General features: G+C 70.1%; 13 protein-coding genes and 1 other RNA gene. 8 read left to right on the top strand and 6 right to left on the bottom strand.

What is annotated here, in order from left to right:
- Position 1 precedes the first annotated feature (1 nt).
- From IE173_RS03090 to rnpB, 5 genes are all read left to right on the top strand, one after another.
- Positions 2 to 2,710, top strand: a complete 2,709-nt coding sequence (locus IE173_RS03090; RefSeq protein ID WP_191281885.1) for a purine-cytosine permease family protein — start codon at positions 2 to 4, stop codon at positions 2,708 to 2,710.
- A gap of 4 nt (positions 2,711 to 2,714) precedes the next feature.
- Positions 2,715 to 3,533, top strand: coding sequence for a Nif3-like dinuclear metal center hexameric protein (locus tag IE173_RS03095; RefSeq protein ID WP_191281886.1), 819 nt, complete (start codon positions 2,715 to 2,717; stop codon positions 3,531 to 3,533).
- 44 nt (positions 3,534 to 3,577) lie between these two features.
- Entirely contained in the window at positions 3,578 to 4,318 is a 741-nt protein-coding gene (locus IE173_RS03100; protein ID WP_191281887.1) for a zinc ribbon domain-containing protein, read from the top strand.
- Entirely contained in the window at positions 4,315 to 4,749 is a 435-nt protein-coding gene (locus IE173_RS03105) for a reverse transcriptase-like protein (protein WP_191281888.1), read from the top strand. The genes IE173_RS03100 and IE173_RS03105 overlap by 4 nt, the downstream gene beginning before the upstream one ends.
- Before the next feature lie 9 nt (positions 4,750 to 4,758).
- Positions 4,759 to 5,147: RNase P RNA component class A (gene rnpB / locus IE173_RS03110), an RNA gene on the top strand.
- A gap of 78 nt (positions 5,148 to 5,225) precedes the next feature.
- Here the strand turns inward: rnpB and IE173_RS03115 are convergent.
- The 3 genes from IE173_RS03115 to map all read right to left on the bottom strand — a co-directional run bounded on the left by IE173_RS03115 (position 5,226) and on the right by map (position 7,260).
- Positions 5,226 to 5,429, bottom strand: coding sequence for a cold-shock protein (locus IE173_RS03115; protein ID WP_191281889.1), 204 nt, complete (start codon positions 5,427 to 5,429; stop codon positions 5,226 to 5,228).
- Between the two features lie 173 nt (positions 5,430 to 5,602).
- Positions 5,603 to 6,361 (bottom strand): polyphosphate--glucose phosphotransferase, encoded by a 759-nt coding sequence (gene ppgK / locus IE173_RS03120; protein WP_191281890.1) that lies wholly within the window; start codon positions 6,359 to 6,361, stop codon positions 5,603 to 5,605.
- A 14-nt stretch (positions 6,362 to 6,375) separates the two neighbouring features.
- Complete coding sequence (gene map / locus IE173_RS03125) at positions 6,376 to 7,260, bottom strand: type I methionyl aminopeptidase (protein ID WP_191281891.1); 885 nt, start codon at positions 7,258 to 7,260, stop codon at positions 6,376 to 6,378.
- 31 nt (positions 7,261 to 7,291) lie between these two features.
- Between map and IE173_RS03130 the strand changes: the two genes are divergently transcribed.
- Positions 7,292 to 7,462 (top strand): methionine aminopeptidase, encoded by a 171-nt coding sequence (locus IE173_RS03130; protein WP_191281892.1) that lies wholly within the window; start codon positions 7,292 to 7,294, stop codon positions 7,460 to 7,462.
- Here IE173_RS03130 and IE173_RS03135 read toward each other — a convergent pair.
- Genes IE173_RS03135 through IE173_RS03145 form a run of 3 tightly spaced genes read right to left on the bottom strand, consistent with a single transcriptional unit; the run spans position 7,459 to position 10,778 of the window.
- Entirely contained in the window at positions 7,459 to 8,193 is a 735-nt protein-coding gene (locus tag IE173_RS03135) for a DUF72 domain-containing protein (protein WP_229841843.1), read from the bottom strand. The genes IE173_RS03130 and IE173_RS03135 overlap by 4 nt on opposite strands.
- A 4-nt stretch (positions 8,194 to 8,197) precedes the next feature.
- Positions 8,198 to 9,019: a 3-methyl-2-oxobutanoate hydroxymethyltransferase gene (gene panB, locus IE173_RS03140; protein ID WP_191281894.1), complete on the bottom strand. Its 822-nt coding sequence runs from the start codon at positions 9,017 to 9,019 to the stop codon at positions 8,198 to 8,200.
- A 25-nt stretch (positions 9,020 to 9,044) separates the two neighbouring features.
- Positions 9,045 to 10,778 carry an NAD+ synthase gene (locus IE173_RS03145; RefSeq protein ID WP_191281895.1) on the bottom strand — a complete coding sequence of 578 codons (1,734 nt, stop codon included), beginning with the start codon at positions 10,776 to 10,778 and terminating at the stop codon, positions 9,045 to 9,047.
- A 71-nt stretch (positions 10,779 to 10,849) separates the two neighbouring features.
- Here IE173_RS03145 and glnA point away from each other — a divergent pair, with 71 nt between their 5' ends.
- Entirely contained in the window at positions 10,850 to 12,187 is a 1,338-nt protein-coding gene (gene glnA / locus IE173_RS03150; protein ID WP_191281896.1) for a type I glutamate--ammonia ligase, read from the top strand.
- A gap of 28 nt (positions 12,188 to 12,215) precedes the next feature.
- Positions 12,216 to 15,116, top strand: coding sequence for a bifunctional [glutamine synthetase] adenylyltransferase/[glutamine synthetase]-adenylyl-L-tyrosine phosphorylase (locus IE173_RS03155; protein WP_191281897.1), 2,901 nt, complete (start codon positions 12,216 to 12,218; stop codon positions 15,114 to 15,116).
- The last annotated feature ends 121 nt before the right edge of the window (positions 15,117 to 15,237 follow it).

Consider the following 15,237-nt stretch of genomic DNA (forward strand, 5'->3'; position numbering starts at 1 on the left):
CATGACCGACGTACCGCAGGGGGACGCCGAATCGGGGGACAACCCCGACCCCTATGTGCCTTCAGGGATCCGTCGGTCGACGTACACGCCGCCCGGGTCGGACACCGAGGGCGCCGATTTCGACGACGACGCACTGGCCGCGGCGATGGCGGCCGAGGTCGCCGCGTACACCTCCCCGGTTTCGATCATCCCCCCGGTGGCGGATCCGCTTCCACCGATCCCGTCGGCTGAGGAGCCCGCCCCGGTCCCGCCTGTCGAGCGTGCCGGGTGGGGTGAACCGGCTGAAGCGGTCGAACCGGTCGAACCGGTGGTGACGGTCGAGGCGGAGGCGTCGCCGAACGAGGAGCCGAGCATCGCCGAGCCGGTGATCGAGACATCGCTGAGTCCCACCCTGGAGGCGATCGAACGGCTCGAAAGCGAGCTGCGGCGTCGAGCGGAGGAGGCGCGCGTCGTCGCGGCACCGCCCCCGACCGCGCCGGAAGGTTCGCCGTATCCCGATGCTCCGCTCTTCCCGGCGCCCCCGACCTTCTTGCGGCCGGCACCGCCCGAGGGGTTCGAGGCACCGGTCGAGCCCGCAACGGTCGAGCCTGCCCCGGTCGAGGCAGCCCCGGTCGAGCCTGCCCCGGTCGAGCCTGCCCCGGTCGAGCCCGCCCCGGTTGAGGCAGCACCCGTGGAGCCGGCCCCGGTGGAGCCTGCACCCGTGGAGCCTGCCCCGGCCGAGCCGCCGGCCTGGGGTGCCGCAGCCTTCGGGGGATCCGCGCCGCCGCCACTGGTGGAACCTCCGTTCATCGCGCCGCCTCCGCTCGTCGAACCTCCCGGTTTTGCGGCCGCTCCCACCACAGCGGCCGTCGACCTGCCCCCGCCCGCCAGTCCGGCGGTCGACCTGCCTCCGCCGGCAACACCGGATTTCGCGCATCTGCCGCCGCCGATCGGCTTGGAGCCCGCGCCGATTCCGCCCTACGATCCGACGACCGACGTCGCGCCGCGGCTCGGCGATCTCGCCCCGCCGCCCGCCGACTTCGAGGCCCTGCTCGGCGCGCCGACCGGCAGCATCCCCGCTCCCCATCCCGATGACCTCGGGCCGGGGGAGCCGGTCGCGGCCGCGTACGAGGATGACGACGTCGACGATGTCGATCGTGCCTTCGGAACGGGGGCGATCGCCGTCGATTCCACGGGGTCGGTGCACGTCGTCGCCCCGCCGTCGGAGCCGATCCCGACCGTGCGTCTCGCCGACGACGAGCACGCGCTGGTCGACGAGGAACCCCAGTCGCATCCGGCACTCCTCGTCGAGTCCGCCGGAACGGAACCGACCGCGCTCGATCTGCGGGCGGGGCGCGCCGCCCGGCTGTTCTGGCTGTGGTTCGCGACGAACTCGTCGATCGTGTCGCTGTCGCTCGGTGCCGTGCTGTTCGGGCTCGGAATGAGCCTGCGGCAGGCGCTCGTCGCGATCCTCATCGGGGTCGCCCTGTCGTTCCTGCCGCTCGGTTTGGTGACCCTCGCCGGCAAGTGGAGCGGTCAGCCGACGATGGTCGTGTCGCGGGCGACCTTCGGCGTCGTCGGCAACGGACTGCCCGCCGTGATCGCCCTCGTCTCCCGGGTCTTCTGGGGAGGCGCGCTGCTGTGGATTCTCGCCACCGGGGTCGCCCGTGTTCTCGTCGATGCCGGGCTCGACGCGGGTCTCGGCGAACTGGTCTGGACCCTCGTCGGGCTCGGCGCCGGCTTCGCGCTCGCCTTCGTCGTCGCGATCTTCGGCTACGGCCTCATCGCGCGGGTGCAGCTGGTGCTGAGCATCGTCACCGCACTTCTGGTGATCGGGGTCGTCGTGCTCACCTTCCCGCGGCTCGACCTGACCGCGGCGCAGGGCATCGACGACGGACCGTGGACGCTGCTCGTCACCGGCGTCGTGCTGGTGTTCAGTTTCGTCGGACTCGCCTGGGTGCACTCCAGCGCCGACGTCGCGCGCTACCAGCGCACCGAGAGCGACGGCGGCTCGACGATGCTCTGGGCGACGTTCGGGGCGACGCTGCCGGCCTTCATCCTCATCGCCTGGGGTGCCCTGCTCGCCGCATCCGACCCGCTCATCGCCGACGGACTGGTGACCAACCCGCTGTACACGATCGCGGCGCTCCTGCCGCTGTGGTACCCGGCGCCGCTCATCGCCGCCCTCGCGCTCGGCCTGCTCTCCGGCGTCGTGCTGACGGTCTACTCGGGAGGGTTCGCGCTGCAGTCGCTGGGCGTACGCGCCCGCCGGTCGGTGACGACGGCGATCGCCGGACTCCTCGTGCTCGCAGCTGCGGCGGCGCTGGTGTTCCTCGCCGGCGACGCGCGCGCGCTCATCCGCGACATCGCGACCACGATCGCGGTGCCGGTGGCGGTATGGGCGGGCATCTTCGGGGCGGAGGTCATGATCCGCCGCCAGGGGTTCGACGCGGAATCGCTGCTACGCCGCGGAGGCATCTACCCCGCGGTGCGCTGGGTCAACCTGGCCGGCCTCGTCGTCATCAGCGTCATCGGATTCGGGCTGACCTCCGCCGTGCTCCCCGGCCTCGACTGGCAGGGCTACCTGCTCCCGTTCCTCGGGTTGGCGGGTGACGATCCGCTGCTGACGAGCGACGTGGGCGTTCTCGTCGCCCTCGTGCTCGGCCTGCTGCTCCCGCTGGTCAGCGCGGTGCCGGCGATCCGTCGTCAAGAACGTGCGCTCGTAGACTGAACGGATGACAGCCACCCTCGCCGACGTCGAGACGTGCGTCGAGGCGTTGTGGCCGATCGCCGGCGCGGAACCTTGGGATGCCGTGGGCCTGCTGTCGGGGGATCCCGCGAGCGAGGTGCGCCGCATCCATCTCGCGGTCGATGCGGTGCTCGACACCGTCGACGAGGCGATCGACGCCCGGGCCGACCTGCTCATCGTGCACCACCCGCTGCTGCTGCGCGGCGTGACGACCGTCGCCGAGACCCGCTACAAGGGGGCGGTGCTGGCCCGGCTGATCCGGGCCGGCTGCGCTCTGATCGCAGCGCACACCAATGCGGATGTCGTCACCTCGGGCACCTCGGCGGTGATGGCCGAACGGCTCGGCCTGCGCGACCTGCACCCGCTGGTGCCCTCGCCGACGAACCCCGCGCACGGCATCGGCCGGGTCGGTGACCTGACCGAGCCGACGACGCTCGGCCGGCTCGCGCGGGGGCTCTCCGACATCCTTCCGGCCACCGCTCAGGGCATCCGGGTCGCGGGGGAGTACGACCGCCCGGTCACCCGGGTGGCCCTGTGCGCCGGCGCCGGCGACGCCTACCTGGCTCTGCCCGACGTGCTCACCGCCGACGTGTACATCACGAGCGACCTGCGCCACCACCCGGCGTCGGAGGCGCGCGAGAACGCACGGGTGGCGAGCGGGCCCGCGCTCATCGACGTGTCGCACTGGGCGAGCGAATGGCTCTGGCTCGAGGTGGCGGCGGCTCAGCTGCGGGATGCGTTGCCGGGAGTCGAGGTGACGGTGAGCGACCTGCGCACCGACCCGTGGGACTTCGCCATAGTCTGATGAACCCGGCTTGACCTGATGAGTGTGACGAAGATGAGGAACGCATGGGCCTGAAGGCCGCCCCCGAAGATCAGGCGCTGCTGTTGGAGCTGCAGGAACTCGACACGAAGCTGCGGCAGCTCGCGCGGCGCTCCGAGAAACTCCCCGAGCGCGAGGTCGTCGACACCCTCACCGGGAAGAAGACCGAACTGGAGCGCACCCGGGCCGAGCAGTCCGGTGCCGTCGAAGACGTGCGGCTCGAACTGAAGCGCACGGAGTCCGATGTCGAGGTCGTTCAGGCGCGCATCACCCGTGACGCCGAACGGCTGCGCACGAGCACGTCGGTGAAAGACGTCGCCGCGCTCGAGCAGGAGCTCGAATCCCTGGGGCGCCGCAAGAGCGATCTCGAAGACATCGAACTCGCGGTGATGGAGACCCTCGAGGAACGCGAAGCCGCCCTCGCCGGCACGGAGGCCGAACTCGCGGCCCTGTCGACCGAGATCTCCGAAGCCACGGCCGCGCGTGACGCCGCACTCGCCGAGATCGAGGGGGAGCGAACCCACGCGGCCGCGAATCGGCAGACGGTCGCGGCGAAGGTGCCCGCCGACCTGCTCGCGCTCTATGAGAAGCAGCGGGAGCGCTACGGTACGGGCGCCTCGCACCTGCGCGGCGGAGTGTCGAGTGCGAGCGGGGTGGCCCTCGCCGCGACCGACATGACGAAGATCCGCGCTGCTGCGCCCGACGACGTCATCCTCTGCCCGGACTCCAGCGCCATCCTCGTCCGCACCGCGGAGTCGGGACTGTGACGAGGCGGCTCATCGTGGAGGCCGACGGCGGATCGCGCGGCAACCCGGGGATCGCCGCCGGAGGCTCGGTCGTGATCGACGAAGCCACCGGTGAGGTGCTCGCCGAACTCGGGGTCTACGTCGGGGTGGCCACCAACAACGTCGCGGAGTACTCGGGGATGATCGCCGGCGTCACTCGCGCCCTCGCAATCGACCCGAACGCCGAACTGCGCATCCGGCTCGACTCGAAACTCGTGGTCGAGCAGATGAGCGGCCGGTGGAAGATCAAGCACCCCGACATGGCCGACCTCGCCGCCGAGGCGCGCGACCTCCTCATGGGCACGCCGGTCGGATTCGAGTGGATCCCGCGTGCCGAGAACGCCCGTGCCGACCGGCTGGCGAACGAGGCGATGGACAAGAGGCTGTCGTTCGCGCGGCCCGCGGTACCCTGAGAAGGCAAACGGGCCGGCCAGACGGTCGCGTCATCCTGCTTCGGCAGGGTGCCGAGGAACGTCCGGGCACCACAGGGCAGGGCGGTGGGTAACACCCACCCGGAGTGATCCGCGAGAAAGTGCAACAGAGAGCAGACCGCCTGCTTGACCGAACCTTTCGAGGGGCGTGCAAGTCGGTAAGGGTGAAACGGTGGTGTAAGAGACCACCAGGGGCCCGAGTGATCGGGCTCGCTGGGTAAACCTCGTCCGGTGCAAGGTCAGACAGGGAACGCTTGACGGGGCCCCCCGAGTTCCCGGGTAGACCGCTAGAGGGCTGCGGCAACGTAGTCCCGAGAGAGATGGCCGTCACCCTGCTGCAAAGCAGGGGACAGAACCCGGCGTATCGGCCGACCCGTTTGCACCCCCGACCGGTACTCACACGCGGAAAACACGAACGCGCCGCCCCAACGGGACGACGCGTTCGAAAAGGAGCGGGATCAGGCGATCTTGATGCTCGCGGCCTGCGGGCCCTTGGGACCCTGTGCGACCTCGAACGTGACCTTCTGTCCCTCTTCGAGGGACCGGTAGCCCGACGCCTCGATCGCGGAGTAGTGGGCGAACAGATCCTGCGATCCGTCGTCCGGGACGATAAAGCCGAAACCCTTTTCGGCGTTGAACCACTTCACGGTTCCACTGGGCATTGCGTACTGCTTTCTGGCGCAAGACTCCGTCGATCGGAGCAACTGTGGATTGACGGTAGCGGACGACCGCCGCATTTGTCTCCCCCCGCGCACAGAACTTCATACAACTGAAATATGGCGAAACCCGCCGTCAACGTGCCGATTCGCCGACGAGAACGGCTGTGCAGGCCCCGTCAGAGCAACCGGGCGGCCAGCCAGGCGGCACCGAGGATGCCGGCGTTGTTGCGCAGCTCGGCGGGCACGATCGGGGTGTGCAACTTGAGCAGGGGCAGAAACTGGTCGGACTCCTTCGAGACCCCGCCACCGACGACGAACAGCGTCGGCGAGAACAGCATCTCGAGGGTCTCGTAGTAGCGCTGCAGGTGCTTCGCCCAACGGGTCCAACTCAGGCGGCCCCGTTCCTTCGCGGCGAACGAGGCACGTCGCTCCGCGTCTCGCCCGTCGATCTCAAGGTGCCCGAGTTCGGTGTTGGGGATGAGAACGCCGTCGAACAGCAGGGCGCTGCCGATGCCCGTGCCGAGCGTCGTCATGATGACGAGACCGCGGATGCCGCGAGCGGCCCCGAAATGCAGCTCGGCGACGCCCGCGGCATCCGCGTCGTTGACGAAGACGATGTCGCGGCCCAGGGTCTGCTCGAACAACGCTTCTGCGGGCAGTCCGATCCAGCGCTTCGAGACGTTGGCGGCCGACATGGTGCGACCGCCGATGACCACGGCGGGGAAACAGACTCCGACCGGCACTTTGCCCGTGCTGTCGCCGAGCTGCTCGACGATCGCCGCCACCTCGGCGACGATGTCCGCCGGTTCGCCGCCGGCGGGCGTCGCCACCTTGATCCGTTCGCTCACCAGCTCACCGGTCGTGACGTCGACGAGGGCACCCTTGATGCCGGTGCCGCCGATGTCGATTCCGATCGCGAGGCTCGTGGTCGCCATTCCTGCATCCTGCCTCATGGCAGTGTCAGGATCTCGGAGCCGCGCTCGGTCACCACGATCGTGTGCTCGAACTGTGCCGTGAGCCGACGGTCGCGGGTGACCACGGTCCATCCGTCATCCCACTCGTCGGCTTCGATCGTGCCGGGGCTCTCGGGCGTGCCGATCGTCAGCATCGGTTCGATCGTGAACACCATCCCCGGTTCGATCACGGTGGCGTGGTCGGGTGCCGCGTCGTAGTGCGGCACGACGAGCCCGGAGTGGAATGCCTCGCCCACGCCGTGCCCGGTGTAGTCACGAATGACGCCGTACCCGAAGCGTTTCGCGTAGCTCTCGATCGCGCGTCCGATGACGTTGATCTCGCGGCCGGGAGCGACGGAGCGGATTCCGCGGGACAGCGCCTCGCGGGTGCGCTCGATCAGGTCGCCGGCTTCGGCCGCGATCTCGCCCACGCCGAATGCCGCGCACAGGTCGCCGTGCATCCCGTCCTTGAATGCGGTGATGTCGACTTTGACGATGTCGCCGTCCTGCAGAACGGTGTCGTCGGGGATGCCGTGGCAGATCGCCTCGTTGACCGAGGTGCAGATCGACTTCGGAAAGCCGCGGTAGCCGAGAGCGGACGGGTAGGCGTCGTGGGCCAGGAGGAACTCATGGCCGATCGCATCCAGCTCGTCGGTCGTGACGCCCGGCCGGATGGCCGCTGCGACCGCATCGACGGCCTGAGCGGCGATGCGTCCTGCCGCGCGGATGCGGGCGATCTGTTCGGCGTCGTAGCGGTCGTCGCCGGTGTACGGGCGCGGCCCGGGGCGACCGACGTACTCGGGGCGAGGGATGCGGTCCGGCACCCGGCGGGAGGCTCCGACCCGGCCCGGAATCAGGTTTCCGAGGTCGTCGCGAGGCATGATTCGAGACTACCGAGCGTAGGCTCGCGGCATGAGCGAGTGGTGGTACAACCACAAGACCGGCGAGGTCGAAGAGGGGCCGCAGTCTCTCGGATCCGATCGCGACGGGCCGTATGCGACCCGGGAGGACGCGGCTCGCGCTCCGGAGATCGCGCGGGAACGTGCGCGCGCGTGGGCGGCCGAAGACGAGGCCGACGGCTAGCTGCCGAGTGCCCTGAGCAGTGCTTCGGCGTCTCGCGGCGAGTGCAGCTTGTTCTCGGTGAGGCAATACACGTAGGTGTCACGGCCCGCAGAGAGCTGTGCGCGGGTCCACTCAGCCCAGCGCGCGATGCCCGCTTCGTCGTAGCCGTCGGGGTAGCGCTCGACATCGCCGTGCAGTCGCGCGTAGGCGAAGTCTGCCGTCGGCCAGTCGAGCACCGGCCACCCGTTCGCGGTGTCACCGACGACGACCGCGACGCCCGCCGCTTCGGCCTGTGCGTGGAAACGCGGGTCGTCGAACGAGGGGTGCCGCACCTCGACCGCGAAGCGCATCGGATGCCGGCGCAACGCAGCGAGGAAGGCGCCGACGGCATCCTCGTCGTACGGGAGGTTTTCGGGGAGCTGCCACAGGATCGGGCCGAGTCTGCTCCCCAGGTCGCGCACCCCTGAGTCGAGGAAGCGGTCGATCGACTCGGCGGGATCACGGAGCCGCTTCACGACGGTGAGGTAGCGATGGGCCTTCACCGAGAACACGAAACCGTCGGGCACGGCGTCGCGCCAGGCGAGCCAGGATGCCGGCTTGGGGGTGGCGTAGAACGACGAGTTGATCTCGATCGACGTGACGCGACTCGCAGCGTGTGCGAGCTCGTCGGACTGCTTCAGACCCACCGGATAGAACGTTCCGCGCCAGGGCGGGTAGACCCACCCCGCCATCCCGACGACCGCGCGTGGCACCAGGTCAGTCGTCGTCGTAGGAGTGTTCGGGTGCCGGGTATGCACCTGAGGCGACGTCGGCCGCCCACGTGGTCGCGGCATCCCCGAGTACCTGGGCGAGGTTCGCGTACTGCTTGACGAACTTCGGGATGCGTCCGGTCGTGAGGCCCGCCCAGTCGGTCCAGACCAGCAGCTGGCCGTCGCAGTGCGGCCCGGCGCCGACGCTGATCGTGGGGATCGAGACCTCCTCGGTCACCCGTTTCGCCGCCGCGTTCGGCACCATCTCGAGCACGACGGCGAACGCGCCCGCCGCCTCGACGGCCTTCGCGTCGGCGAGCAGCGCCTCGACGCCGGACTCGCCGCGACCCTGGATGACGTGGCCGCCGAGTTGGTGTTCGCTCTGCGGGGTGAATCCGATGTGGGCCATGACCGGGATGCCGGCCGACACGATGCGCCGGATCTGCTCGGCACTGCGCACGCCGCCCTCGAGCTTCACCGCGTGCGCGCCGGTCTCTTTCATGAACCGGAAGGCCGTGTGCAGGGCCTCGTCGGCGGAGGTCTCGTACGACCCGAACGGCATGTCGGCGACCACGAACGCGCGCTTGACGGCGCTCGCGACCCCGCGGGTGAGCGGGATGAGGTCATCCAGTGTCACCGGCACGGTGGTGTCGTAGCCGAGCACGTTGTTGCCGGCGGAGTCTCCGACCAGCAGGAAGTCGATGCCCGCCTTGTCGAAGATCGCCGCGGTCAGCATGTCGTACGACGTGAGGCCGGTGATCTTGATGCCCTGCTGCTTCGCGTTGTGGAAGTGCCGGGTGCGTACGCGTTTGACGACCTCGTCTGCCATGAGTCCAGGCTAGTCGGGGCGGGGGCTAGCCCGCGGGGCGTGAGGTGATCGGCAGGCGGCGGTCGCGACCGAAGGCCATGCCCGAGACCTTCGGGCCGATGGCGCCCTGGCGACGCTTCCATTCGGCACGATCGACCAGCTTCGCGACGTACTCCACGGTCACTCGCTCGTAGCCTTCGGCAATGATGTCCTCGCGACCGAGCCGTCGACTGACGTAACGCTCGAGGATCTCGTCGAGCAGGTCGTAGGGCGGCAGCGTGTCCTGATCGGTCTGATCGGGTCGCAGTTCGGCGCTCGGGGGCTTGGTGATCGAGTTCTGCGGGATCGGCGGGGTCTCGCCGCGGGCGACCGCGTACTCGTTGCGCCAGCGCGCGAGCTCCCAGACCAGCGTCTTCGGTACGTCCTTGATCGGGGCGAATCCGCCCGCGGTGTCGCCGTAGATCGTCGAGTAGCCGACCGAGACCTCGGTCTTGTTGCCGTTGGTCAGCGCGAGGTGGCCGTTGCGGTTGGACTCCGCCATCCAGAGCAGCCCGCGCACGCGCGCCTGCACGTTCTCGGCGGGCACGCCGGTGAGCCCGAGCTGGTTCTCGATCACCGCGACGATGTCGCCGATCGGCTCGACCGAGTAGTGGATGCCGAGACGTTGGGCGAGGTCGGCGGCGTCGTCGACCGAGCCTTCGGAGCTGTATCGGCTCGGCATCGAGATGCCGTACACCCGGTCGGCACCGATCGCATCCGCGGCGATCGTGGCGCACACGCTCGAGTCGATGCCGCCCGAGACGCCCAGCACGACCGACGGGAAGCCGTTCTTCTCGACGTAGTCGCGCAGACCCAGCACGAGAGCGTTCCACAGCTGTTCGCGGTCGTCGGGCAGTTCTGCGATGTCTCGCGCGAGGTCGCCGGCTTCGTCACCGCGGGCGTCGACCTCCACGCGCAGAACGGCCGGAGGCGCCTCGTGGTCGGCCTCGGCCGGCGCCGGGTCGACGTCGACGACGAGGAGGTGCTCGCGGAACTGCGGTGCGCGACCCAGGATGGTGCCCTGCCCGTCGACGACGACCGAGTCGCCGTCGAAGACGAGATCGTCCTGCCCGCCGACGAGGTTGACGTAGGCGACGATCGTGTCGGTCTCGACCGCGCGGCGGGTCACGAGGGGCAGCCGCACCTCGTCTTTGTCGCGCTCGTAGGGGGACGCGTTGAGCACGAGCAGCAGCCCGGCGTCGGCGTCGAGCACGCGGCCGACCGGCCCGCCGTCACGCCACAGGTCCTCGCAGATGATGACCGCGACATCCACGCCCTTCATGCGCAGCACGAGCAGCTCGTCGCCGGGGATGAAGACCCGGTACTCGTCGAAGACCGAGTAGTTGGGCAGGTGGTGCTTGGCGTAACGCGCCCGGATGGCACCGCCCTGGATGACGGAGGCGCAGTTCTGCGCGATCGCCGTCGGGGCGTTCGAGGTGCCGAGCAGTCGCGGTTCGAACGGCCCGTCGGGGTGGCCGACCACGACGACGAGGTCGCCCAGACCTTCGGCGGCGAGCCGCACGGCGAGCGCATCGACGGCGGCTCGGGCGGCGCGCAGAAAGCTGGGCTGCGCGGCGAGGTCTTCGATCGGGTAGCCGCTGAGCGCCATCTCGCCGGTCAGCAGCAGGTCGGCACCGGCATCCCAGGCTTCCCGCGCGGCGGCGACGATCTTGTCGGAGTTGCCGGCGAAATCCCCGACGATGGGATTGGACTGGGCGAGCGCCAATCGCAGACGAGGCATGTTGCTAGCCTAATGACGGTCGAGGATCGGCCGTTCCCCGTCGACAGTGAGGCCGCTCACGAGAGGACACCGTGGATAAGCAGCGCGACTTCGTTCTTCGCACCATCGAGGAGCGCAGCGTCAAGTTCGTACGCCTGTGGTTCACGGATGTGGTGGGCACCCTGAAGTCGGTCGCGCTCGCGCCCGCTGAGGTCGAGGGCGCCTTCAACGAAGGCGTCGGATTCGACGGCTCGGCGATCGAAGGCCTGACCCGCACCAACGAGGCCGACGTGCTCGCGCATCCCGATCCGTCGACCTTCCAGATCCTCCCGTGGCGCGGTGAGATCGACCCGACGGCGCGCATGTTCTGCGACATCACCACGCCCGACGGGCAGCCGGCCGTCGCCGACCCGCGCAACGTGCTCAAGCGTGCCCTCGCGGCGGCAGCCGACCGCGGCTTCACCTTCTACACGCACCCCGAGATCGAGTTCTACCTGCTCAAGTCGAGCAAGGTCGAGAACGGCGTGCCCGTGCCCGTCGACTCGGCGGGCTACTTCGACAACGTGCCCGGCGGCACCGCGAACGACTTCCGCCGTCGCTCGGTGCGGATGCTCGAGGACCTCGGCATCTCGGTCGAGTTCAGCCACCACGAAGCGGGCCCGGGGCAGAACGAGATCGACCTGCGCTATGCCGACGCGCTGACCACGGCCGACAACATCATGACCTTCCGCACCGTCGTCAAAGAGGTCGCGATCGAGCAGGGCGTCTACGCGACGTTCATGCCGAAGCCGCTCACCGCCCACCCCGGGTCGGGGATGCACACGCACATGTCGCTCTTCGAGGGCGACACGAACGCCTTCTTCGACGCCTCGGGGCAGTACCAGCTCTCGACGATCGGCAAGCAGTTCGTCGCCGGGCTGCTGCGCCACGCCCCCGAGATCACCGCCGTCACCAACCAGTTCGTCAACTCGTACAAGCGGCTCTGGGGCGGCGACGAGGCCCCCAGCTACGTCACCTGGGGGCACAACAACCGCTCGGCGCTCGTGCGCGTGCCGCTCTACAAGCCCGGCAAGGGCCAGAGCGCCCGGGTCGAGTACCGCGCGATCGACTCCGCCGCGAACCCGTACCTGTCGTATGCGCTGCTGCTGGCCGCCGGACTCAAGGGCATCGAGAACGGCTACGAGCTGCCCGCCGAGGCAGAAGGCGATGTCTGGAGCATGACCCCCGCTGAACGCAAGGCGCTCGGCTACGGCAGCCTGCCGACATCCCTCGACCACGCGCTCACCCTCATGGAGGACAGCGAGCTGGTGGCCGAGACGCTCGGCGAGCAGGTGTTCGAGTACGTGCTCGCCAACAAGCGACGCGAGTGGGCCGGCTACCGCGCCCAGGTCACGCCGTTCGAGCTCGAGAGCAACCTCGAGATCCTCTAGAGCTCACGCTTCCGGGGGAAGCAGCACCATGACGCGGACGACGACGACGCTGACCGAGCTGGCGAGGCTCGGCTTCGCCGACCTCGGGGCGGCCCACGAAGCCCTCGCGGCCATGCCCGACGCCCTCGCCCCGACGTTCGCCCTCGCCGCCGATCCGGATCAGGCGCTGCGGTTGATGGGCGCGCTGCGGTCGACGGCGCCGAAAGCGGTGGATGCCGTCCTGCGCGATGCCGGGGCGACCGAGAGGCTCATCCGGCTGTTGGGGGCGTCGGCGGGCCTCGCGACCTTCCTCGAACGGCATCCGGAGTGCCTCGCGGTGTTCAGCGAACCGCTCACCGCCCCCGCCGAGCCGGAGGTCGTCGGTGCGGCGCTCCTCGCCGCCGTGGAGGGCGCGAGCGGCGAGGCGGCCTGGAACGCGCTGCGCACCGCGTATCGCGCGGAACTCGTACGCCTCGCGGCCTGGGATCTCGAACAGCCCGACGGCGCGCAGGTCGTCGACCGGGTTGCGGCGGGGCTCGCCGACCTCGCCGGGGCCGCCCTCGACGCGGCACTCGCGCTCGCCCGCCGATCCACTCGCTTCCCGCCCGAGGAGGCCGCGGCAACGCCGCTCGCGATCATCGGGATGGGCAAGTCGGGCGCACGCGAACTCAACTACCTGAGCGACGTCGACGTCATCTTCGTCACCGACGGCGGCGACCGCGAGGTCGAGATCGCGACGGCGCTCGCCCGCGAGGCGATGCGCGCCATCGCGGAACTCGCGGTCGAGCCGCCGCTGTGGGAGGTGGATGCCAACCTCCGCCCCGAGGGCAAAGACGGCGCGCTGGTGCGCACCCTCGAGTCCCACCTCGCGTACTACGAACGCTGGGCGAAGTCGTGGGAGTTCCAGGCCCTGCTCAAGGCGCGCCCGCTGGCCGGCGACCTCGAACTGGGGGAGCGGTACGTGCAGGGCGTCGCGCCGCTCGTCTGGTCGAGCGCGTCGCGCGAGAACTTCGTGGAGTCGGTGCAAGGGATGCGGGAGCGGGTCACCGCGCACATCCCGCCCGACGAGGTCGACATCCAGCTGAAGCTCGGCCCCGGCGGCCTGCGCGACGTCGAGTTCACCATCCAGCTGCTGCAGCTGGTGCACGGGCAGGCCGATCCGGCCGTGCGCCAGCGCTCCACCCTCGACGCGCTCCTGGCTCTGGCCGAGAACGGCTACATCGGCCGGGTCGAGGCCTCCGGATTCGCGCGCGACTACCGGTTCCTGCGGCTGCTGGAGCACCGCATCCAGCTCTCCCGGATGCGACGCACCCACCTCATGCCGCGGGAGGAGGGGCAGCTGCGCGTGCTCGCCCGCGCGTCGGGGCTCGCCACGACGGCCGACGGGATCGTCGAGGAGTGGCAGAAGGTCAAGCACGAGGTGCGCACCCTGCACGAGCGGCTCTTCTACCGCCCGCTGCTCTCCGCCGTCGCGGCGCTGCCCGACGACGGCTACGCGCTCACCAGCGCCCAGGCCGAGGCGCGGCTCGCGGCGATCGGCTTCCGCGATCCCCGGGGTGCGTTGCACCACATCGCCGCGCTCACCTCCGGGGTCTCCCGCCGGGCGCAGATCCAGCGCAACCTGCTGCCCGTGATGCTGCAGTGGTTCTCGGAGGGCGCCGACCCCGACGGGGGGCTGCTGGCGTTCCGGCGGCTCTCCGACGACCTGGGGGAGGCGTACTGGTTCCTGCGGATGCTGCGCGACTCGTCGGGAGCCGCCCGGCGCCTCACCGAGGTGCTGTCCGGCTCGAAGTTCGTCGGCGTCCTGCTCGAGCGCATCCCCGAGTCGGTCGTCTGGCTCGAGACCGACGGCGAACTCGCTCCGCGGTCGCCGGCGCTGCTGCTCGAGGAGGCGGCCGCGACCGTCGCCCGCCACTGGGATGACCAGGCCGCCGCCGCCGTCGCCTTGCGCACCGCCCGCCGACGCGAGGTGCTGCGACTCGCCCTCGGCGCCATCCTCGGGGTCATCACCGTCGAGGAACTCGGTCGGGGCCTCAGCGACATCACGACGGCGCTGCTCACCGGGGTACTCGCCCTCGTGCACCGCTACGGTGACGGCATCGAGTTCGGCATCGTCGCGATGGGTCGCTACGGCGGGGCGGAACTCGGCTTCGGCAGCGACGCCGACGTGATGTACGTCTACCGGGCGGCCGGAGTCGACGACGACGAGGCGCAGCGTCGTGCCGAGCACATCGTGCACGAACTGGCGCGCCTCACCGAAGACCTGCGCCTGCCGCTCGACCTCGACCTCGGGCTGCGCCCCGAAGGCAAGAACGGCGCGATCGTGCGCTCGCTCGATTCGTATCGGGCCTACTACGCACGCTGGTCGCTCACCTGGGAGGCGCAGGCGTTGCTGCGGGCGCGCGGCGTCGTCGGCGACCCGCAGGTGCTCGAGGCCTTCGAGCAGCTCGCCGACGAGATCAGGTACCCGGTCGAGATCTCGCCCGCGGATGTGCGGGAGGTGCGCCGCATCAAGGCGCGGGTCGAATCCGAGCGGCTGCCGCAAGGCGCCGATCCGGCACGGCACCTCAAGCTCGGGCGCGGGTCGCTGTCGGATGTCGAGTGGTTCGTGCAACTGCTGCAGCTGCAGCACGGCGCCTCGGTGCCGGGGTTGCAGACCACCTCGACGTTGTCGGCGCTCGCGGCCGCCGTGGCCGCCAAGCTGGTGCCCGCCGAGGATGCCGAGAAGCTGCGCGCCGCGTGGTTGATCGCGTCGCGCGCCCGCTCGGCGATGACGCTGTGGAGCGCGAAGACGACCGACGTGCTGCCCACCGATCGCCAGCAACTGGAAGGTGTCGCGCGGCTGCTGGAGTACCCGCCCGGCAGCGCATCCCGGCTCGAAGAGGACTACCTGCGCACGACCCGGCTCGCCCGCCAGGTGTTCGAGAAGCGGTTCTACGGCGACGGGTGAGGCGCGGAGCATCAGTCGCCGGATGCTCCGCGGTTTGCTTCCTACACCGCCGGATTCGCGCGGAGCAACGGGCACATGGCGGAGTAACACGAACCAGGAGCAACGCGAAGGGCCGCGCTCC

This window comes from Pseudolysinimonas yzui, from assembly GCF_014653215.1.
GTDB lineage: Bacteria > Actinomycetota > Actinomycetes > Actinomycetales > Microbacteriaceae > Pseudolysinimonas_A > Pseudolysinimonas_A yzui.